We start from the raw sequence: 20,895 nt of genomic DNA on the forward strand, positions 1-20,895 counted from the left end.
AAAAGTTAATAATAAATTTATGGTTTGATCGTTTACTCTATGTTAAATCATTGTTACAGTATTAGACAGTTAGATATGGGGGCATGCTGTCGTGTTAAAAAGATTTTTTATAGGATTGTTTGCGCTTAGTTTCCTCGGAGCTTCTGTATATTTTGCAGGAGGATTCGGGATTGTTATCAAAAAAGAGAGATCACAAGTTGCCGCACAACAAAAGAAGCCAAAACCAAAAGAAACGAAACAAGTTAAAATGGGCGAAACAATTGAAATCCAAGATGTGAAGGTTTCTGTTGACTTTGCTAGAGCACGTCAAGTAGGTTTATTCGGTGATGGTGCACCTCTTAATGACCATTTTGTTTATATTGATATGATTTTTGAGCAAAGCAAAGATCGATCAACTATGGTAACAATACTTAATCGCTTGAAGTTAGTCGATGCCAATCAAAAACAATATACAAATGCAGTCAAACCTATTATAAAAACATTAGATAGTACTGATCATAAAGTTTTGGGTAAGATTGCGTTTGACGTTTCTAATAGCGATTCTTATGAACTTATTTATGATGATTCTAAAGCAAATGTTCGTTATGTATGTAAACTAAAAGTAGCCGATTTGCCAAATTTAAAGCAAAAAAAGACTAAAAACGTAGAACCACAAACAGGAAATCAATAAACTTAAATCCAAAAGCTCCATACCTAATCGAATAGGGATGTGGAGCTTTTTCATTTAGATTTATGGGGTTTCCTATTTTCTATATAAAAGGGGAATCAAACAAATAGCCCTTAAGTTGAGTCATTATTTAACATGTACTTGAATAAGCTTGTCTAGAGAAGTCCCTGATGGAAAGGGGGATCACTTTTGCGGATTGTGCAGAAAGTGGTACGAAAGCGCCTGTTTTTATTTCTCTTAATAGCAACACTTGTATTCTTAGCTTTATTGGGTCGGCTCTCCTATGTTCAACTAGTGCAAGGAAATTGGCTTTCAAAAAAGGCGCAGGATCTTGGATCCCGTGATATTCCTTTCCAAGCGAAACGCGGGCGGATTCTTGATCGCAATGGGAAAGCGCTGACCTATAATATTAGTTCTCCCACTGTACTTATGATTCCAGCACAAATTAAGGATCGAGAACGAACGGCTAGAGAGCTTGCTCGTATATTACAAATATCCGAAAAAAAAGTAAAAGAACAAATTAGTAAAAGAAAGATGTTTGTAGCCATTCGACCCGAAGGAGTTAAGATTTCTGAAGAAAAAGCTAGGCAGATTCAAGCACTGCGAATGCCAGGGGTTTTTATCACAGAAGATAGTAAGCGCTACTACCCGTATGGAAATTTGGCCGCGCATTTATTGGGTTTTACTGGAATTGATAGCCAAGGATTAGCGGGGCTTGAGCTTGTCTATGATGAGCGATTAAAAGGAAGACCTGGATATGTCTCATTTAGTGCGAATGCACGTGGTGAGGAATTACCAGGTGGGATGGATCATTATATTCCTCCTCGAGATGGTTTAGATCTCATGCTTACATTGGATAAGTCCATTCAGACAATTATGGAAAGAGAGATGGACCAAGCAATGGCCCAGTACCAACCAGAAAATATCCTAGGAATTGCCATGGACCCCAAAACTGGTGAAATATTAGCCATGAGCAGTCGGCCTACTTATCGTCCTGATCAATACCGATTTGCTGATCCAATGATTTATAATCGAAATCTGCCGATTTGGAAAACATACGAACCAGGTTCTACATTTAAGATTATCACACTCGCAGCTGCACTTGAGGAAAAAAAAGTGAATTTTAATGAAACATTTAGTGATCCAGGTTTTATTGTAGTAGCGGGCGCAAGATTACGCTGCTGGAAAGCAGGTGGACATGGTCATCAAACATATTTAGAAGTCGTTGAAAACTCTTGTAACCCTGGATTTGTTAATTTAGGACAACGCTTAGGAAAAGAAAAATTGTTATCATATATAAAAAAATTTGGATTTGGTGAGAAAACAGGCATTGATCTAAGTGGTGAAGCCAAAGGAATCTTATTTAAGCCACAACGAATGGGACCAGTCGAATTAGCAACAACAGCATTTGGTCAAGGTGTTTCTGTGACACCGATTCAACAAGTAACCGCCGTTTCTGCAGCCGTTAATGGTGGCAAGTTGATGGTTCCTCATTTAGCAAAAGCTTGGATTAATTCAGATACAGGAGATACTATCGAGCGAAATCAACCAAAAGCCAAAAGACGTGTGATTTCTGAGGAGACGTCGAAAAAGATCCGTTTTGCTTTAGAAAGTGTAGTAGCCAAAGGGACAGGAAGAAAGGCGTTTATCGATGGTTACCGAGTGGGTGGAAAGACAGGAACAGCACAAAAAGTAGGTCCAAATGGGGTTTATTTAAAAAACAATCATATTGTTTCATTTATTGGTGTTGCCCCAGCGGATGATCCTAAGCTTGTGGTGTATATTGCCGTTGACAACCCCAAAGGGATTCAATTTGGTGGAGTGGTGGCAGCACCCATCGTGGGAAAAGTTTTGCATGATAGTTTGCGATATCTAGAGATACCAAAAAGGAAAAGTCAAATTCCACCTGAAGATACACCACTGACCACTCCGATTGTCGAGGTTCCTAATTTAATCGGTCAAGAAACTGACAAAATTAGAACTAGCTTGTATTCGTTCCAGTTAGAATACAGTGGTGACGGGGAAAAAGTGATTGATCAAGTTCCAAAACCTGGGGAAAGAGTCAAAAAGGGTTCAACCATCCGAATCTACTTGGGTGACAAATGATAGAAAGGTGATTAAAATAGGAGTATAAAAATGGGTGCCAGGATAAAATCCCTGGCATTTCTCTTGTTTATCTATGATTCTAGTAGATGGTTGTATTCAATTCTAGCTAATAAAGGTGTTTTTTTGTAATTGAATTATCTCAAGGAGGAATTGTATGAGATTAGAAGATATCATCCAACCACTCATTTTGAAACAAGTGATTGGAGATTTAGGTACAGAAATTAAAGGGATTAAAATTGATTCGCGACAAGTAGAATCAGGAGACTTGTTTATTGCACTTCGCGGATTAACTGTGGATGGTCATCGTTTTATCGATAAGGCTATTTCACAAGGAGCAGCGGCAGTGATGGTTGAAGAACCGATCTCAGCTAATATTCCAGTTGTCATTGTACCTGATACAAGAAGAGCGATGGCTATGGCTGCTGCAACCTTTTATCGTCATCCAACGAAAGAATTAAAAGTGATCGGGGTAACAGGAACAAATGGTAAGACAACCACTACAAATTTAATCCAGCATATTTTAAATGATCAGGATCAAAAAACAGGTTTAATCGGAACGATTTCTATGAAAGTAGGAAATCGTGAGTACAAGGTAAACAATACAACTCCTGAAATTGTTGATTTACAACGAAGCTTTCGCTGGATGTTAGATGAAGGGTGTAAATATGCGGCGATTGAGGTTTCTTCCCATGGCTTAGTAATGGGAAGAACAAGAGGTTGTGAGTTTCATATTGCTGTTTTTACAAATTTGACACAGGATCATTTGGATTATCATGAGACAATGGAGAAGTATCGGGATGCAAAAGGACTGCTTTTTAACCAGTTAGGTACCCGATATTCCGATGATCCACAATTTAATCAGGTGGCCGTTCTCAACGCTGATGACCCTGTGTCAAAGCATTATGCAAATACAACTTCGGCTCAAGTCATTACATATGGGATTGATCAAAAGGCGGATGTTCGGGCTGAAAATATAAGAATTACGGCTACAGGTACTCGTTTTATGCTGCGTAGTTTTGGTGGTGATATCGAAATGAACTTACAATTGGTCGGAAAGTTCAATATCTATAATGCGCTAGCAGCAGTAAGTGTAGCTCTTTTGGAAGGTATTTCACTTGAGAAGGTGAAAAAAAGCTTAGAATCCATTTCTGGAGTAAATGGTCGATTTGAGCGAGTACAAGCCGGACAAAATTTTACGGTTTTAGTAGATTATTCGCATACGCCTGATAGCTTAGAGAATGCTTTACAGACGATCCGAGAATTTGTGGATGGACGAGTGATTTGTGTAGTAGGATGTGGTGGAGATCGAGATCGTAGCAAGCGGCCTGTCATGGCACAAATTGCTGAAAAGTATAGTGATCTTACTATCATCACCTCAGATAATCCAAGAACAGAACCACCTGAAGAAATTATTGCCGAAATGGTTGCAGGAATTAAAGGAGTGAACCTCAAACGGTATGAAACTATTGTAGATCGTAGAGAAGCGATCCATTTTGCTATTCATCAAGCAAAAGCAAATGATGTTGTACTTATTGCTGGAAAGGGACATGAAACGTATCAAGAAATAAATGGTGTTCGTTATGACTTTGACGATCGGCTTGTTGCAAAAGCGGCGATTGAATCCCGCCGAAGTGAGGGTTAAATATGGAAAGAAGATGTGAATGGATTAAAAAAGTAACAGAAGGTACATGGGTTGGATCTCCTACAGATCTTTACTTGGCTGTACAAGGTGTTTCTACAGATACCCGAGAGTTAAGTTCCAATCAACTATATGTACCATTGGTAGGAGAAAGATTGGATGGTCATCAATTTATTGATCAAGCCATCGAAAAAGGGGCAGCGGCTGCTTTATGGCAAAAAGATCATCCCTTACCAGAAGTGGAAATTCCTCTTATTGTCGTATCCGATACACTTGCAGCCTTACAAAGGTTAGCTCAAGCTTACCGGAAAGAGCTCAGAATTCCTGTCATTGCCATTACAGGTAGTAATGGAAAAACCACGACAAAGGATCTTGTTGCTTCGGTTTTAACCCAGAAGTATCAAGTTCACAAAACAAAAGGGAACCTAAATAATCATATTGGCGTTCCACTTACGATTCTTAGCATGCCCGCTCAAACAGAAATAGCAGTGATAGAGATGGGAATGAATCATCGTGGAGAGATTGAACATCTCTCGCGAATTGCAGAGCCTGATGCCGCAGTGATTACCAATATTGGTGAATCACATATTGAATTTTTGGGTTCACGTGAAGGAATTGCTGAGGCGAAATTGGAAATAAGAGAAGGATTAGTAGAAAAAGGACCCATCTTTTTTGATGGGGATGAGCCATTATTACGAAGTAAACTCGCTCGAGAGACTCGTCCACTCTTTCCGATAGGATGGGGAGAAAATAATGTTGATAGGCCCGCTAATGTGGTATTAGACGGTGTAAAAGGTTATCATTTTTCCTCAACACGTACGGGTACTTCCTTTCATCTTCCTTTACTAGGAAGACATAATGTGATCAATGCGATGCTAGCGATAAGTGTAGGGCGCTACTTTGGACTAGAAGAACAGCAAATTGCTGAAGGTCTTCTACAAGTGAAACTGACCGGAAGACGCTTAGAGTTAAAAACGGCTGTAAGTGGAATGCAAATTATTGATGATGCATACAATGCTAGTCCCACCTCTATGCGGGCGGCGATTGATCTCCTGATGGAATTAGATTTATCACTAGAAAAGTGGGTTCTACTCGGTGATATGCTTGAAACCGGGCAGCAAGAAAAAATTTATCATCAGGAAATCGGAGAGTATGCAGTAAATCGTGGAGTTTCTCATATTTATACTGTAGGAGATCGTGGTCGTTATATTTTTGAGGGAGCTATTCGTGCGAATCACGATTCGAATCGAATGATTCAGCATTTTGCATCGATAGAGGAAGCGAGCCGATTCTTGGCACAAGTAGGAGGACCAGAGGCTATTCTACTCATTAAAGCTTCACTTGGAGCACAATTAGTTCAAGTTGTTCATCATCTAACAGAAGGAGAGTCGAGTAAGAAAAATGGGTAATATAGATATCCGGATTGTTCTTATTCCCCTTACGGTAGCATTTGGCCTAGGAGTATTTCTCGGCCCATTTTTAATTCCGATGCTTCGACGTCTAAAATTTGGACAGAGTATTCGTCAAGAAGGTCCAGAAAGTCATTTGCAAAAACAAGGAACTCCCACCATGGGTGGATTAAATATTTTGACGGCAATGGTTTTAACAGCTGTACCTTTTAGCAGCTACTTTATCTTAAATAAGTCAGATAGTGCGATTAATGCCGATCTATTCTTTCTTATTTTTGCTACGCTAGGTTATGGAATTATTGGCTTTCTTGACGATTATATTAAAGTAGTCATGAAGCGAAGCTTAGGACTTACAGTCACTCAAAAGTTATTTGGTCAATTATTTATTGGACTGGTTTTGTTTTGGGTGCTGATGGAAGTACGGATCTCTCCTGAAGTACAAGCAATCACAGGTAAAAGCTTTATTTATTCCATTCATATTCCAGGTACCAGTTATGTACTTGAGATGAATTGGTTATATTTACCGTTTTTGTTATTTATCTTGATTGGTTTCTCAAATGGGGTAAACTTAACGGATGGATTAGATGGTTTGTTAGGTGGAACAGCAGCGATTGCTTATGGAGCATATGCTATTATTGGAATGGTACAAAGCAACTATACAGTAGCGATCTTTTCGATGGCGATGGTTGGTGCATTACTCGGTTTCTTAGTTTTTAATGCCCACCCCGCAAAAGTATTTATGGGGGATACTGGTTCGCTTGCACTGGGTGGAGGACTTGCTGCTCTCTCAGTTATTACGAAAACAGAGCTTTTGCTTCCAATCATTGGTGGAGTATTTGTGATGGAAACCTTATCGGTGATGATCCAAGTAACTTCGTTTAAATTACGAGGGAAGCGTGTATTCCGCATGACACCATTACATCACCACTATGAGCTAAAAGGTTGGTCAGAGTGGCGTGTAGTATTAACATTCTGGGGTGCAGGACTCATTCTAGCAGCGATTGGTGTGTATATTGAGGTGTTCTTAAAATGAATGAATTCGAATTCTCAAATTGTTCGGTTGTCGTTTTAGGATTAGCCAAAAGTGGAGTAGCTGTTGCCAAGCTACTCCACCAATTAGGTGCAAAAGTAATCGTTAATGATCGGAAAACTCGTAAAGAATGCCCAGAGGCTGAAGAACTTGAGCAGCTTGGAATTCAAGTAATTACGGGTGGACATCCTGATGACTTATTGGATGGGGATGTGGATTTACTAGTGAAAAACCCTGGAATTCCATATCATGTAAGTCCTGTCCAAGTGGCGCTAAAACGAGGGATTCCTGTTGTTACTGAGGTAGAAATTGCAAGCCAACTAACAAAAGCACCGATCATAGGTATTACAGGCTCCAATGGCAAAACGACAACCACTACTTTGGTAGGTAAGATGTTGACAGCAGGAGGCTTAAAAGCAACAGTTGCTGGAAATATAGGCCAAGCGTTAACAGATACAGTCCTAAAACTTTCTACAGATGAATGGCTGGTTGCCGAGTTAAGCAGTTTCCAATTAAAAGGGGTGCAAACTTTTCGACCTCAAATTGCTGCTTTATTGAATTTAGTCTCAGCCCATATGGATTATCATCAAACGATGGAAGATTATATTTTATCCAAACAGCGGCTATTTCAAAATCAGACAGTAGATGATATAGCAGTCCTTAACTTAGATTCACCTGTTTGTGTTGATATTAGCAAATCTATTTCATCAACGATTTGGTGGTTTAGTCGTCTACAAGAAGTAGAGCAGGGAGTTTGTGTGAAAGATGACTGGATCGTATTTCGAAGAAGTGGCGAATACTTCCAAAAAATTCTGCCGATATCAGAAGTTGCTTTACCTGGATCTTTTAATCTAGAAAATGCTCTGGCGGCAATAGCCATTGCCTTAACTTGTGGATGTCCAATTGCAGCGATCCAAGAAACACTTCGTACTTTTACTGGTGTAGAACATCGTTTGGAGTATGTAAAGACATTGGATGGAGTGAAATATTATAATAATTCCAAAGCAACCAATGCTCAAGCTGCTTTAAAATCACTGGAAGCCTTTACTGAACCGATTGTACTGATTGTCGGTGGATTGGATCGTGGAGTAGATTTTAAAGAGTTAATTCCAGCATTCAAAGAAAAAGTGAAGGCAGTGGTAACATATGGCCAAACAGCTTCTGTCTTTTTAAAACGAGCAGAAGATGCGCAGATCACTGAACGTCATCAAGTAAATGATATCCGTGACGCTGTGATAAAAGCGGGTGAACTTGCTAAGCCTGGTGATATTGTCCTTCTTTCCCCTGCTTGTGCGAGTTGGGATATGTATACCTCTTTTGAAGAACGGGGAAGCATTTTTAAACAAGCTGTGCATAATCTTAATAATAAAAAGCTTGTTTAAAGAGGTGAAGGGCGCCCATGCCGAAAATGCGAACAACTCCTGATTATATCATCGTTATTGCGATTTTGCTGTTACTCACGATAGGAGTCATTATGGTTTATAGTGCTAGTGCTGCTTTAGCTTATCATAAATATGGAGATAGTTTTTATTTTGCCAAACGACAGTTTTTGTTCGCTGCGCTGGGCGTTTTTTTGATGTTTGTGGTTGCGAATATCGAACCAAAAGAATTAGAAAAGTGGGCAACTACAAGTTTAATCATTTGCTTTCTCTTGTTATTAATTGTACTAATTCCAGGGGTAGGGATCTTCCGAAATGGAGCTCAAAGTTGGTTAGGGATTGGAGCATTTAGTATTCAACCCTCAGAATTTATGAAGTTGGCTATGATTGTTTTTTTAGCCAAACTATTTTCTCAACCGGGTTATGATATAACAAAGTTTGCTAAAGGATTATTACCAGGTTTACTTATTTTGGGAGCAGCTTTCGGTTTAATTATGCTCCAGCCCGATTTGGGTACCGGAACGGTCCTAGTGGGAACAGGGGTTGCTTTAATTTATACAGCAGGAGCACGAATGAAGCATCTTTTGGGCTTCGCTACGCTCGGAGTTGCAGGATTTGTTGGTTTGGTCTTAGCTGCTCCTTATCGTATTAAGCGGATTATCGCTTTTCTGGATCCTTGGCAGGACCCGCTAGGAGCAGGTTATCATTTGATCCAATCATTGTATGCGATTGGTCCTGGGGGATTGCTTGGGTTAGGACTTGGAATGAGTAGACAAAAACATTTGTACTTACCAGAACCGCATACCGATTTTATTTTTTCAATCTTAGCTGAAGAACTCGGTTTTATAGGGGCTGGAGCCGTACTCATCTTATTTTTGATCATCGTTTGGCGCGGATTACGTATAGCGATTGTTGCTCCAAATTTATTTATAAGCTTAGTAGCAACAGGTATTACAGCGATGATTATGATTCAAGCAGTGATTAATATCGGAGTTGTTTCTGGTGCTTTTCCTGTAACAGGGATCACCCTACCTTTTTTGAGCTATGGTGGCTCATCGTTAACTTTAACTTTGGTTGCTATAGGCATATTATTAAACTTATCACGTTTTACAAAGCATTAGTAAAGAGAGGTGAGTAGGATGAGGAGAATTATTTTATCCGGTGGAGGTACAGGTGGTCATATCTATCCAGCGCTTGCTATTGCCAAGGCTGTTAAGAAGCGACATCCGAATGTGGAAATTGGATATATCGGAACGAAAAATGGATTGGAAGCGAAAATAGTACCAAAACAAGGAGATATAAAACTATTCACTGTAGAAATTCAAGGTTTCAAAAGAAGTTTATCCCTCGATAATTTTAATACAGTAAGGAAGTTTTTATCAGCAGTCAAAAAATCAAAGGAGTACATACGTGAATTTAAGCCAGATGTGGTTGTAGGTACAGGTGGTTATGTGTGCGGTCCTGCTGTTTATGCAGCACATAAATTAAATGTACCTACATTGATTCATGAACAAAATGTAGTGATTGGATTAACTATTAAATTTTTGGCTCGCTATGCTGACGTGGTAGCTTATAGCCTACAAGAATCAGGTAAATACCTAAGCAATACAAAACGGCCTATTTTTACGGGGAATCCACGGGCAACGGAGGTCATTGAGGCAAACCCAGAACTAGGACGTAGGTCTCTAAATATTTTTGATCCTCGCCCTATCGTACTATTTGTAGGTGGAAGTCGTGGTGCTAAAGCAATTAATGAATCAGTATTACAAATGATTCCTTATATGAAACAAACACCTCATGTCCAATTTGTTTATGTAACGGGAGATGTACATTATGAACAGATTCGTTCACAGATCCCCTTTCATGAGGTACCTAACCTAGATGTACGTCCATTTATTTATAATATGCCAGATGTACTCGCTTCTACGTACTTAGTAGTGAGTCGAGCAGGTGCCTCAACTCTAGCTGAAATTACGGCTTTAGGACTTCCTTCGATATTAATCCCTTCACCTTATGTTACCAATAATCATCAAGAGGCAAATGCACGATGGATGGAACAACAAGGTGCGACAAAAATGATTCGTGAAAGTGAACTTTCAGGAAAATATTTATGGGATTGGATCTATTACCTACTTCAGCGACCTGACGAACATCAAAAAATGAGTGAAGCAGCTAGAAGATTAGGACGACCTGAAGCAGCCGAAGTGCTGGTAGATGAATTAGATAAACTGGCAAGTTTAGGACATTGGTAATTCACTTTCATTTATTCATCACATACATCAACGAAGTTAAGTCGATGGATTCCATATTCAGGTCCAGTAAGGAGGGACGCTATTGATGATGCAAACGATAATCGAAGAGCTTGCAAGTTGTGGAATAAAAGAAGTACGAGCAAATGAGCCGTTGTCCCGTCATACCACATGGAAGGTAGGCGGACCTGCTGATGTATTGATTTGCCCTACTAGTAGAAAAGAATTAGAAGAGGCAATGAAAATCATGTATAAGCATCAAATCCCATGGAGAGCAATTGGACGAGGATCCAATTTGTTAGTTCGTGATGGTGGGATTCGGGGTGTAGTCATTAAATTGGACGATGGATTTGATTATTTAAAAATAGATGGAACGAAAGTGACGGCTGGTGGAGGTTATTCAACGATTTTACTAGCTACAAAAACAGCTAAACAAGGACTCACTGGACTGGAATTTGCTGGTGGAATTCCTGGGAATGTTGGTGGAGCTGTCTATATGAATGCTGGAGCACATGGTTCCGAAATTTCACGTGTACTCGTTTCAGCAGAAGTTTTATTGGACAGCGGTGAATGGGTAACCCTTTCTAACAAGGAATTAAAGTTTAAATATCGTACATCGATCTTACAAAATAAACTTAGAGGGATCGTTACTGAAGCGACCTTCCAATTAAAAGAGGGAGATGAAAAGGAAATTGTGGCTGCACTGGCCAACTTTAAAGATCGCCGTCGCCAAACACAGCCCCTACAATTTCCTTGTGCTGGAAGTGTCTTTCGTAACCCGCCTGGTGACTATGCAGGTCGTTTAATACAAGATGCAGGGTTAAAAGGATTTCGAATCGGTGATGCTGAAGTATCCACTTTACATGGAAACTTTATTATTAACCGTGGGCAAGCAACTGCGAGTGATGTATTGTCTTTAATTCAACATATCATGAAAACGATCGAAGAAAAGTATGAAGTTAAGTTAGTGCCAGAAGTACAAGTGATTGGTGAAGAATAATAAATGAAGCCAGCTTTCTCCTTGCTTTAAAGCATGTATAAGCAAGAGGAGGGCTGGCTCTTCTAATTGGCTATCTATTCTGATTTTTTTGTGTGTATAGGGCTTTTTTATGGGAAGGCATCAATTTTCTCTTTTTTTTATGGTAATATATAGGGAAGATTCTCTAATGAACCCTTGGAGGGAGATACCGAACGAGAGTGAAAGGTAGATGGGAAGAAAGGAGCAGTGTCTGTGAATGGGAGAGTTCCTCCTTTAAGATGGAGGTTTAAATCGAAATCAGCCTCTCCATCATGGCTATATTGTTTAATCTTCTTGTTTTTTTCGATTTTAATGTGTATGTTATTTTTGCACTCGCCTTTTAGTAGGGTAGAAAAGATTGAAATTCAAGGAAATCAATTCTTATCAGATCGTGAAGTTATGAAAAGAATTGGTGCAATTCAAGGAATGTCTTTCTTTCATTTTAATGCAGAAAAAGCAAAAAGTATTCTGGAAAAATTACCCGTGATTAAACAAGTGCATGTCAATCAGCTGTTTCCAAGTAAATTATACATACAAGTGCAGGAATATCCGGTTGTAGCCTTATGGCGAACAAAGGATGGAAAGCTACAGCCTTTATTAGAAAATGGTGTAAAGGTGCCTATGAAAAAGAATTTTCATAGCTCAAAGCCGATATTAGATGGCTGGGATTCACTCAATGCTACCGCTATTTTAACCATTAAACAATTATCCACCCTCCCTAGAGAACTACAGCAAGAAATTGTTTGGATACAGCCTGCCCCACATTTACCTGATCAAATCATTCTACGTAGCACACGTCAACATGATATATTTGTCCGTGTACATGAGTTACATCAAAAACTAAAGCTTTATTCAGCTTTTCGCAATCACCCGAGTGGAACGATATATTTATTGGAAAGTATTTGGTTTACACCGAAAAAAATGACTAAAAACAAAATGTAGGTAGATAGGAGATATTATTTTAATTTCCTATACTTACAATAATAGGTATCTTAATAACTAGAAAAATTGGGAATTTAAGAGGGATAACTTGATTATTGTTGAATTACTCAGTTGTAACAGTTTTCCTCCCATTCCCTAGAGAAAGGATTAAAAATGATTCATGATGAAATTGATTCTGGGGCAAGGAGGTGCCCAAGGTGAGTACTGAAGATTTTATTGTGACGATCGATGTGGGAACATCCCAGGTTCGTGTCATCATTGCGGAAATTAATTCTGATGGTACCACACATATTGTCGGTATTGGAACTGCTGCAACGCAGGGAATGAAGAAGGGGGCCATCGTTAATATCGATCATGCCGTTCAGTCGATCCAGCGAGCCATTGAACATGCTGAGCGGATGGTTGGGATAGAGATTTCAGAAGTGTATGTAGGAGTTTCAGGTAACCATGTTTCTTTGCAGCAAAGTCATGGTGTTGTGGCTATTTCAAATGAGGATCGCGAGATAGGTTTACCCGATGTAGAGCGGGTTCTACAGGCAGCGAAAGTGATAGCTTTACCTCCAGAGCGAAGGATCATTGAGGTTATACCTAAGCAGTTTATTGTTGATGGTCTGAAGGATATTCGAGATCCAAATGGTATGATCGGTGTAAGGTTAGAAGTGGAAGCCATCATTGTAACAGGCGCCAAAACGATGATACACAACTTACTACGATGCGTAGAAAAAGCATCTGTACAGGTAGCAGGAATTGTTTTTCTTCCACTTGCAGTTAGTGAACTTTGCTTATCGGAGGATGAGAAGAATTTAGGTTGTGTCATGGTAGATATGGGGGGAGGTACAACATCCCTTACCATTTTTGAGCAAGGCCATTTAGCAGGTACGGCAGTAATTCCAATCGGTGGTGAATATATCACCCATGACATTGCATTTGGTCTTCGCACACAATCAGAATTGGCTGAACAAATTAAGGTAAAACATGGTTGTGCTAGTAAAGAGAATGCTACAAAAAACGAGACATTTACTGTTGAGATGATTGGTAGTAGCAAAGAGATGACGATTTCACAAATGGAGTTAGCTCAGATTATTGAGCCGAGGATTTCGGAAATGTTTCAGCTGATTAAACAACAAGTAAAAACAATGGGGTTTTTAGAGGAGCCTGCAGGGGGATATGTGTTAACAGGGGGAGTTATGTCAACGTCCCACATTTTACACGTAGCCCAGAAACAGCTAGGCTCAGCTGTTCGGATTGCTACACCCGAAAATATAGGAATTCAAGATCCTTCCTATACTGGAGGTATTAGTATGCTTCATTACCTTCAAAAAACGGGACGAATCCAGACGCAAGCTACCATGTTAGAAGACTCCCGCACAAAAAAATCACGTGGTTTTTCACCTCTCCAGCGTGTAAAAACTTGGTTAAGTGAATTTATTTAATCAAATCTACGCCGGCCATAAGAGACTTTTGCGTAATTGTCTACATAGGCAATGAAATAAAAGAGACTTTTGTGCTGAACGTTATTCGGAAGGGTTCAGCCCTTTTCAAATGGATAGATGTAAAGTTAAGTATTGGAGGGACAAAGTTATGTTAGGTTTTGATATTGAAATAGAAATGGATCAAATTGCGCAGATTAAGGTGATTGGCGTAGGGGGTGGAGGTAGTAATGCGGTCAATCGAATGATTGAAGCGGGAGTACAAGGTGTCGAATTTATTGCCGTTAATACAGATGCTCAAGCACTTAATCGTTCTAAAGCACCAGTGAAATTACAGATAGGTGAAAAGCTGACACGAGGTTTGGGAGCAGGTGCTAAGCCGGAAATTGGAAAAAAGGCTGCTGAAGAAAGTCGTGAACAGATCGAAAACGTCTTAAAGGGTGCAGATATGGTTTTTGTAACAGCGGGAATGGGAGGAGGTACAGGAACGGGAGCTGCTCCGGAAATTGCAGCGATTGCCAGAGATCTAGGTTCGCTTACGGTTGGTGTAGTTACCAAACCCTTCACTTTTGAAGGGAGAAAAAGAGCATTACAAGCTGATCAAGGGGTACAAGCTCTGAAAGAAAATGTAGATACTCTCATCATTATTCCCAATGATCGTTTGCTTGAAATTGTAGATAAGAATACTCCTTTACTCGAATCTTTTCGAGAAGCGGATAATGTCTTGAGACAAGGTGTACAAGGAATATCGGATCTGATTGCTGTTCCTGGACTCATTAACTTAGATTTTGCAGATGTAAAAACCATTATGACCGAAAGAGGCTCCGCTCTAATGGGAATCGGACAAGCTACAGGAGAGAACCGAGCCGCTGAAGCTGCAAAAAAAGCAATTTGTAGCCCGCTCTTAGAAACTTCGATCAATGGAGCGCGAGGTGTTTTAATGAATATCACAGGTGGGATTAATTTAAGCTTGTTCGAGGTTAATGAAGCTGCCGATATTGTAACACAAGCATCCCATCCCGAAGTGAATATGATTTTTGGTGCAGTAATTAATGAAGAATTAAAAGATGAAATTTATGTCACAGTGATTGCAACAGGCTTTGATGAAAATCAACAAGAAAAAACGTCAATACATTCACATAAAAAGCCTATCTTTGGTGGCGAAAATTTGAATAGCACATCAACTAAAAAACCTCCAAATTTAGCTCCAGTTAATGAACGGTTAAACTATACAGAGCAATTTTATAACTCGAATAAGCAAGAGATTATCGATATCCCGACCTTTCTTCGTATTAATAAAACCAATAAGAAGTAAAAAGCGGATCTGCTAAGGCCTTTGGGGAATAAAGTAAACTAAAGGCCTTTTATTTATGTCATCATCCTTAATAAGTGCCTGTATCATATATCAAGTGATACAGGCTTTTACTATTTTGCTTCTTAATCAATGGAAATTTGAGTCTAGTAAAAATGATACTAGGATTTTTGAGTCATTCCCTTTCATATAAAAGATCGAAGAGCTCTATATTTTAAACAAAAATAACGAAAGATTCCTGCTCTTCGACAAAAAAAATGGGTGTCTTGCAAGCAAGTTTTGACAGACTTTGAAATAGTAATAGGTATATACTGGGTCTATATATAAAATATGGGAAAATGGGGAGGGGATGAAATCTGACTGTTTATGCAGATGTGGTTTTCCTCCTCAACGGGCTTTTTGACTTTTTGCTTCTTTGGCTGACATCAATTATTCGAAAACAAAAAATTAATGTTTGGAGGCTACTTATTGCAGCAGTCATTGGAGGTGCTTATGCAACCCTTCATCTTTGGCCAAAGTTCCATTTGATTTATTCTCTTCCAGCAAAACTAATTACCTCTTTTATCATGATTTGGGTTGCGTTTGGATTCCTTCATTTATTCGCTTTTCTACGAACACTGGGTGTTTTCTATTTTGTATGCTTCTTAACAGGTGGTGCATTGATCGCTCTGCATTTTTTTTGGACAGGAGAACAGCAAATAGCTGGAGGTATTTTTTTTACAGAAACAGCAGCTGGGTGGGGTTCCCCTGTTTCTTGGGGATTTATAATGATTAGTTTTCCATTGATATGGATCTACGCTAAGCTTACTTTTGGGTCTTTGGAACAGCAGCGGAGAATCGCAAGTTATTTACTACCAGTGAGAATTCAGATCAAAGGAGAATATCTAGAGTGTACAGGATTAATCGATACGGGAAACCAACTCCGTGATCCCATTACACGTTCTCCCGTGATGTTAGTTGAATTAAAACAGCTTGAAGAAAAAATTCCGATTGCATTAATTCAAATGGTTAAAGAAAAAGATTGGGAAAATGGCTGGGGAGATTTGCCACCTGAATGGATGGTAAGAGTCAAATTAATTCCATATCGGGTTGCAGGAAGTCAGACAGATATGATGATTACATTCAAACCAGATCAAGTAGAAATTTGGCAAGACGATGGATGGAATAATGTTGGTAAAGTACTCATAGGTATAGATGTCGGGAGTCTTTCATCAGATGGAACATACCAGGCTATTATCCATCCTTCTTGTATCTCAGTGGTAAGTTAGGCTTATTCAGGAGGAGGCTTGCTTATGCTGATCAAATTCAAATTATTTGTTCAGCTTTTTTGGTACCGTTTTTTATTACAATGGGGATTTAAAGGTGAAGAAATTTATTACATTGGAGGTAATGAGGCTTTACCACCTCCACTTTCTCGCGAAGAAGAAGCACATTTATTAAACTTACTACCAGATGGTGATAGTGCTGTACGAGGAATGCTAATAGAAAGAAATTTACGTTTGGTTGTTTATATCGCTCGTAAGTTTGAAAACACAGGTATCAACATTGAAGATTTAATTTCTATTGGAACAATTGGCCTGATCAAAGCTGTCAACACATTTGATCCCCACAAAAAAATCAAGTTAGCGACCTATGCATCTCGCTGTATCGAAAATGAAATACTCATGTTTTTACGACGCAACAACAAAATACGCTCCGAAGTTTCATTTGACGAACCACTCAATACAGATTGGGATGGGAATGAACTCCTTCTTTCAGATGTGCTTGGCACAGAAAATGATACTATTTACAGAGATATCGAAGACCAAGTGGATCGGAAGATACTTCATACCGCTTTATCAAGTTTATCAGATCGTGAAAGAAAAATCGTAGAGCTTCGCTTCGGTTTAGATGGTGGAGAAGAGAAAACACAGAAAGATGTAGCAGATTTATTGGGTATCTCGCAATCTTATATTTCCCGATTAGAGAAAAGGATTATTAAGAGATTGCGTAAAGAATTCAATAAAATGGTATAATTTCATGTAAATTTTATTCGATTATAAAATTCCTTTCTCAGGAGATACTGAACATGAAACCATCCTGAGGAGGGAACATTTATGGCGCGAAACAAAGTAGAAATATGTGGTGTAGATACATCTAAATTACCTGTATTAAAGAATCCAGAGATGCGTGTATTGTTTCGCGAATTGCAATCAGGGGATCGTTCTGCACGAGAAAAACTGGTGAATGGAAATTTGCGCTTAGTTTTAAGTGTAATTCAGCGTTTTAATAATCGTGGAGAATGTGTAGATGATCTATTTCAAGTAGGCTGTATTGGTTTAATGAAAGCCATTGATAATTTTGATTTGAGCCAGAATGTAAAGTTTTCGACTTATGCGGTTCCGATGATTATTGGTGAAATAAGACGGTACTTACGTGATAACAATCCTATTCGTGTATCTCGTTCACTTCGAGATATTGCTTATAAGGCTCTTCAAATACGAGATCAATTGACCAATCAATATTCACGTGAACCAACCATTCATGAGATTTCTGAGGAACTTAATGTACCTAAAGAGGATGTTGTTTTTGCATTAGATGCTATCCAAGATCCAGTTTCCCTATTTGAACCAGTTTATCAGGATGGTGGCGATCCAATTTTTGTGATGGATCAGCTAAGTGATGATCGAACCAAAGACATACAATGGTTGGAAGAAATTGCTCTGAAAGAAGCGATGAGTAAGCTAAATGAACGTGAGAAGATGATTTTATCCATGCGCTTTTTTGAAGGAAAAACACAGATGGAAGTTGCAGAAGAGATTGGTATTTCACAGGCACAAGTATCTCGCCTTGAAAAAGCAGCGGTTAGTCAAATGTATAAATACATTCATTAAAAAGTTATTTAGTGTTCCAACTTGGAAAACGTTGGAACTTTTTTATTGTGAGTATTCTTGTACATTTTATCTTGCATCTTCATATATATGAAATAAAAATGGAGAGCGGAGTGACGGGTCAATGATAAAAATTTCTGAGCTACAAGCGAAAGATGTGGTTAATATTATTGATGGACGAAAGCTAGGACAAATTCATGATTTGGAGCTAGATTTGCGTCAAGGAGTAATAAAGGCTGTGATTGTGCCAAGTGAAACTCGCTTTTTTGGATGGTTTTCTGGAGGACAAGAATGGGTAATTCCTTGGAAACAAATTATTAAAATAGGCTCCGATGTTATTTTGGTGCGTTTAGATTCACATGAATCTCCTAGCTTATTGAATCGTCCTTTCACTCAACTGCCGACTCATGAGAAGCACATTTCGAGGGCTAATGGGGATTAAGTCGACAGTACATGGATCCAAATATAAGATTTATCTACTTATGAAAAGGCTTTCTCCTGATATCTAACTCTTTGTCTATGTATAGAGATATGATAAGATGAAACAGGGAGGGGAATACATGGAACCATTTTTATTTCAAAGCAAAAAAGGGCTTCCTTTCTTTTCTCTAGCACCTTGGAAAAAGGAATTTCCACATCTCCAAGTTGGCTTTAGTGCAAGAAAACCACAAGAAGATTGGAGTACGTGTAATTACGCCCTTCATGTTGGAGATAATCCAGCAAAAGTGATATACAATAGAAAGCAATTATCAGAAGCGCTAGGAGTATCCTTTGCTTCATGGACTTGTGGAGAACAAGTACATGGGGTACATATTGAAGTGGTACATTCAGATCAGCGTGGAAAAGGACGAGAAGTGCGCGAAACAGCGTTTTCGGATACAGATGGACTATTAACTGGAGAAACAGATATTTTACTTACATCTTATTATGCGGACTGTGTACCACTCTTTTTTTATAGCCCTGATTTAGATTGGGTAGGAGTAGCTCATGCTGGTTGGAAAGGAACAGTTGCTGGCATTGGAGAGAAGATGCTTCAAAATTTAGTTGAGTTAGGAGCTAACCTAAAAAATATCCGTGTTGCAATTGGACCATCAATTGGTGGTTGTTGTTATGAAGTAGATGAAAAAGTGATCCAACCCCTTCGTTCCATTCTACAGTCTGATGAATTAAAACCTACAATTGCTAAAAGAAATAATCATAGTAAGTGGCAGTTAGATCTTAAACAAGCTAACGCAGCAATTTTTCTTAAAAATGGCATTAATCCACAACATCTTATTATCTCATCTTGGTGTACAAGCTGTGATCTAGATTATTTTTACTCGCATCGCCGAGATCAGGGTAATACAGGGCGCATGGTTGCGTGGATTGGAAAGAAGGAAAGGAGATCTTCATGAACGAATTAAATTATGGGTGGGATCAAGTTCGAACTAGGATACATGAAGCTTGTCATCGAGTAGGTCGAGATCCACAAGATCTACATGTTGTAGCTGTCACTAAGTATTTAGATTTGGAAGAAACGAAACAAGTACTAGATACCGGATTCGTGCACGTTGGTGAGAGTCGAGTGCAAGATGCAGTTCCGAAATGGAAAAATCTAGGTAATCGTGGAATTTGGCATTTTATTGGTCATTTACAACGTAATAAAGTCAAAGATGTTATTGGGAGATTTCAATATCTACACTCTTTAGATCGTTTTTCATTAGCAGAAGAGGTAAATAAACGTGCTCTACAAAAAGAAATAAACGTGCGTTGTTTCTTACAGGTTAATGTTTCTGGAGAAGAATCGAAATATGGTATTTCTCCAAATCAATTGGATGAATTTGCGAAAGAAGTGGCGAATCTTTCACAAATTGAAGTAGTAGGTCTTATGACGATGGCTCCCAAACTAGAACGAACAGAAGAGGTTCGTCCAGTATTTCGTGAATTAAAAAGGCTACAGCAACGACTACAGAAATTAGACAATCCTCGTTTGCAAGTTCCTCACTTGTCTATGGGTATGTCTCAAGATTTTGACATAGCGATAGAAGAAGGAGCAACATGGATTCGACTTGGTTCGATTCTTGTAGGAGGATATAAACGAGGAGGTAATCTATGAGGAGGGACTAAATTTCATGAGTATGATGAATCGAATTAAAGGTTTTTTTGGTGTCAATGAAGATGAAGATCATCATTATGAAGAAGAGGAAGTGGATATGGAATCACAACAAACACCACCGCCAAAAGGGAAAAGTAATATCGTATCCTTGCACACTCAAAAAAATATTCGCTTAGTTTTATTTGAGCCACGTGCATATGAGGAAGCGCAAGAAATATCGGATAATTTAAAGTCTCATCGCCCCGTTGTAGTTAACTTACAACGTGTCCGTAGAGATCAGGCTTTACGCATTGTTGATTTTTTAGGTGGGACTGTTTATGCTTTGGGGGGACAAATCCAAAAACTTGGGCCACATATTTTTATATGTACCCCTGCTAATGTAGATGTACAAGGAACGATTACTGAGATACTCCAAGATGACACTTTTTAATGTGGGTAGGATCGGGGTGACGGATCTCGAATGACAACATTGTATTTGATTGATCTCATACTAAATTGGGGAAGTAATATTTATCAGTTTATTATCGTTATATATGTTTTGATGTCATGGTTACCTAATGTCAAGGATTCACCTGTGGGTGTTTTTCTTTCGCGAATTTGTGAGCCTTATCTATCTGTTTTTCGTAGGATTATTCCACCAATCGGCTTTATCGATCTATCACCGATATTAGCAATTATTGCATTACCATTTTTAGTAAGCGGTTTGCAATTAGTTATTCATTATATTGCCGGGTTATTTATGGGATAGT

General features: G+C 38.9%; 20 protein-coding genes. All 20 read left to right on the top strand.

Annotated features, from left to right (window positions below):
* Positions 1–91: 91 nt before the first annotated feature.
* On the top strand, positions 92–670 hold the full coding sequence (locus DL897_RS08080) for a hypothetical protein (RefSeq protein WP_113658625.1): 579 nt from the start codon (positions 92–94) through the stop codon (positions 668–670).
* A gap of 186 nt (positions 671–856) precedes the next feature.
* Positions 857–2,773, top strand: coding sequence for a stage V sporulation protein D (locus tag DL897_RS08085; RefSeq protein WP_420824119.1), 1,917 nt, complete (start codon positions 857–859; stop codon positions 2,771–2,773).
* A 154-nt stretch (positions 2,774–2,927) separates the two neighbouring features.
* Positions 2,928–4,415, top strand: coding sequence for a UDP-N-acetylmuramoyl-L-alanyl-D-glutamate--2,6-diaminopimelate ligase (locus tag DL897_RS08090; RefSeq protein WP_113658626.1), 1,488 nt, complete (start codon positions 2,928–2,930; stop codon positions 4,413–4,415).
* 2 nt (positions 4,416–4,417) lie between these two features.
* The gene (locus DL897_RS08095; protein ID WP_113658627.1) at positions 4,418–5,821 is read left to right on the top strand and encodes a UDP-N-acetylmuramoyl-tripeptide--D-alanyl-D-alanine ligase; all 1,404 of its coding nucleotides are present in this window, start codon (positions 4,418–4,420) and stop codon (positions 5,819–5,821) included.
* Positions 5,814–6,854: a phospho-N-acetylmuramoyl-pentapeptide-transferase gene (mraY, locus tag DL897_RS08100; protein WP_420824120.1), complete on the top strand. Its 1,041-nt coding sequence runs from the start codon at positions 5,814–5,816 to the stop codon at positions 6,852–6,854. The genes DL897_RS08095 and mraY overlap by 8 nt, the downstream gene beginning before the upstream one ends.
* Positions 6,851–8,233 carry a UDP-N-acetylmuramoyl-L-alanine--D-glutamate ligase gene (gene murD / locus DL897_RS08105; protein ID WP_113658628.1) on the top strand — a complete coding sequence of 461 codons (1,383 nt, stop codon included), beginning with the start codon at positions 6,851–6,853 and terminating at the stop codon, positions 8,231–8,233. Before mraY ends, murD begins: the two co-directional genes overlap by 4 nt.
* Before the next feature lie 17 nt (positions 8,234–8,250).
* On the top strand, positions 8,251–9,351 hold the full coding sequence (spoVE, locus tag DL897_RS08110; protein ID WP_113658629.1) for a stage V sporulation protein E: 1,101 nt from the start codon (positions 8,251–8,253) through the stop codon (positions 9,349–9,351).
* A gap of 18 nt (positions 9,352–9,369) precedes the next feature.
* Entirely contained in the window at positions 9,370–10,482 is a 1,113-nt protein-coding gene (gene murG / locus DL897_RS08115) for an undecaprenyldiphospho-muramoylpentapeptide beta-N-acetylglucosaminyltransferase (RefSeq protein WP_113658630.1), read from the top strand.
* Between the two features lie 88 nt (positions 10,483–10,570).
* Positions 10,571–11,479, top strand: coding sequence for a UDP-N-acetylmuramate dehydrogenase (murB, locus tag DL897_RS08120; protein ID WP_113658673.1), 909 nt, complete (start codon positions 10,571–10,573; stop codon positions 11,477–11,479).
* A 231-nt stretch (positions 11,480–11,710) separates the two neighbouring features.
* Positions 11,711–12,439 (top strand): cell division protein FtsQ/DivIB, encoded by a 729-nt coding sequence (locus tag DL897_RS08125; RefSeq protein ID WP_113658631.1) that lies wholly within the window; start codon positions 11,711–11,713, stop codon positions 12,437–12,439.
* Between the two features lie 197 nt (positions 12,440–12,636).
* Positions 12,637–13,872, top strand: a complete 1,236-nt coding sequence (gene ftsA / locus DL897_RS08130) for a cell division protein FtsA (protein WP_113658632.1) — start codon at positions 12,637–12,639, stop codon at positions 13,870–13,872.
* A gap of 148 nt (positions 13,873–14,020) precedes the next feature.
* Positions 14,021–15,184 carry a cell division protein FtsZ gene (ftsZ, locus tag DL897_RS08135; protein WP_113658633.1) on the top strand — a complete coding sequence of 388 codons (1,164 nt, stop codon included), beginning with the start codon at positions 14,021–14,023 and terminating at the stop codon, positions 15,182–15,184.
* 353 nt (positions 15,185–15,537) lie between these two features.
* Positions 15,538–16,449, top strand: coding sequence for a sigma-E processing peptidase SpoIIGA (spoIIGA, locus tag DL897_RS08140; RefSeq protein ID WP_113658634.1), 912 nt, complete (start codon positions 15,538–15,540; stop codon positions 16,447–16,449).
* 24 nt (positions 16,450–16,473) lie between these two features.
* Positions 16,474–17,196, top strand: a complete 723-nt coding sequence (sigE, locus tag DL897_RS08145) for an RNA polymerase sporulation sigma factor SigE (RefSeq protein WP_113658635.1) — start codon at positions 16,474–16,476, stop codon at positions 17,194–17,196.
* A gap of 81 nt (positions 17,197–17,277) precedes the next feature.
* Positions 17,278–18,054 carry an RNA polymerase sporulation sigma factor SigG gene (gene sigG, locus DL897_RS08150; protein ID WP_113658636.1) on the top strand — a complete coding sequence of 259 codons (777 nt, stop codon included), beginning with the start codon at positions 17,278–17,280 and terminating at the stop codon, positions 18,052–18,054.
* A 121-nt stretch (positions 18,055–18,175) separates the two neighbouring features.
* Entirely contained in the window at positions 18,176–18,493 is a 318-nt protein-coding gene (locus DL897_RS08155) for a YlmC/YmxH family sporulation protein (protein ID WP_113658637.1), read from the top strand.
* A gap of 118 nt (positions 18,494–18,611) precedes the next feature.
* Entirely contained in the window at positions 18,612–19,445 is an 834-nt protein-coding gene (pgeF, locus tag DL897_RS08160; protein WP_113658638.1) for a peptidoglycan editing factor PgeF, read from the top strand.
* Complete coding sequence (locus DL897_RS08165) at positions 19,442–20,146, top strand: YggS family pyridoxal phosphate-dependent enzyme (RefSeq protein WP_113658639.1); 705 nt, start codon at positions 19,442–19,444, stop codon at positions 20,144–20,146. The genes pgeF and DL897_RS08165 overlap by 4 nt, the downstream gene beginning before the upstream one ends.
* A 16-nt stretch (positions 20,147–20,162) precedes the next feature.
* The gene (locus tag DL897_RS08170) at positions 20,163–20,576 is read left to right on the top strand and encodes a cell division protein SepF (protein WP_113658640.1); all 414 of its coding nucleotides are present in this window, start codon (positions 20,163–20,165) and stop codon (positions 20,574–20,576) included.
* Between the two features lie 30 nt (positions 20,577–20,606).
* Entirely contained in the window at positions 20,607–20,894 is a 288-nt protein-coding gene (locus DL897_RS08175) for a YggT family protein (protein ID WP_113658641.1), read from the top strand.
* The last annotated feature ends 1 nt before the right edge of the window (position 20,895 follow it).

It is taken from the genome of Thermoflavimicrobium daqui, assembly GCF_003313465.1.
In the GTDB taxonomy this organism is placed as follows: domain Bacteria; phylum Bacillota; class Bacilli; order Thermoactinomycetales; family Thermoactinomycetaceae; genus Thermoflavimicrobium; species Thermoflavimicrobium daqui.

Bases quoted from the DNA above. Each gene is read 5' to 3' on its own strand.
- DL897_RS08090 (WP_113658626.1), top strand. From the start codon at position 2,928: ATGAGATTAGAAGATATCATCCAACCACTCATTTTGAAACAAGTGATT.
- DL897_RS08095 (WP_113658627.1), top strand. From the start codon at position 4,418: ATGGAAAGAAGATGTGAATGGATTAAAAAAGTAACAGAAGGTACATGG.
- mraY (WP_420824120.1), top strand. From the start codon at position 5,814: ATGGGTAATATAGATATCCGGATTGTTCTTATTCCCCTTACGGTAGCA.
- murD (WP_113658628.1), top strand. From the start codon at position 6,851: ATGAATGAATTCGAATTCTCAAATTGTTCGGTTGTCGTTTTAGGATTA.
- spoVE (WP_113658629.1), top strand. From the start codon at position 8,251: ATGCCGAAAATGCGAACAACTCCTGATTATATCATCGTTATTGCGATT.
- murG (WP_113658630.1), top strand. From the start codon at position 9,370: ATGAGGAGAATTATTTTATCCGGTGGAGGTACAGGTGGTCATATCTAT.
- murB (WP_113658673.1), top strand. From the start codon at position 10,571: ATGCAAACGATAATCGAAGAGCTTGCAAGTTGTGGAATAAAAGAAGTA.
- ftsZ (WP_113658633.1), top strand. From the start codon at position 14,021: ATGTTAGGTTTTGATATTGAAATAGAAATGGATCAAATTGCGCAGATT.
- sigE (WP_113658635.1), top strand. From the start codon at position 16,474: ATGCTGATCAAATTCAAATTATTTGTTCAGCTTTTTTGGTACCGTTTT.
- sigG (WP_113658636.1), top strand. From the start codon at position 17,278: ATGGCGCGAAACAAAGTAGAAATATGTGGTGTAGATACATCTAAATTA.
- DL897_RS08155 (WP_113658637.1), top strand. From the start codon at position 18,176: ATGATAAAAATTTCTGAGCTACAAGCGAAAGATGTGGTTAATATTATT.
- pgeF (WP_113658638.1), top strand. From the start codon at position 18,612: ATGGAACCATTTTTATTTCAAAGCAAAAAAGGGCTTCCTTTCTTTTCT.
- DL897_RS08165 (WP_113658639.1), top strand. From the start codon at position 19,442: ATGAACGAATTAAATTATGGGTGGGATCAAGTTCGAACTAGGATACAT.
- DL897_RS08170 (WP_113658640.1), top strand. From the start codon at position 20,163: ATGAGTATGATGAATCGAATTAAAGGTTTTTTTGGTGTCAATGAAGAT.
- DL897_RS08175 (WP_113658641.1), top strand. From the start codon at position 20,607: ATGACAACATTGTATTTGATTGATCTCATACTAAATTGGGGAAGTAAT.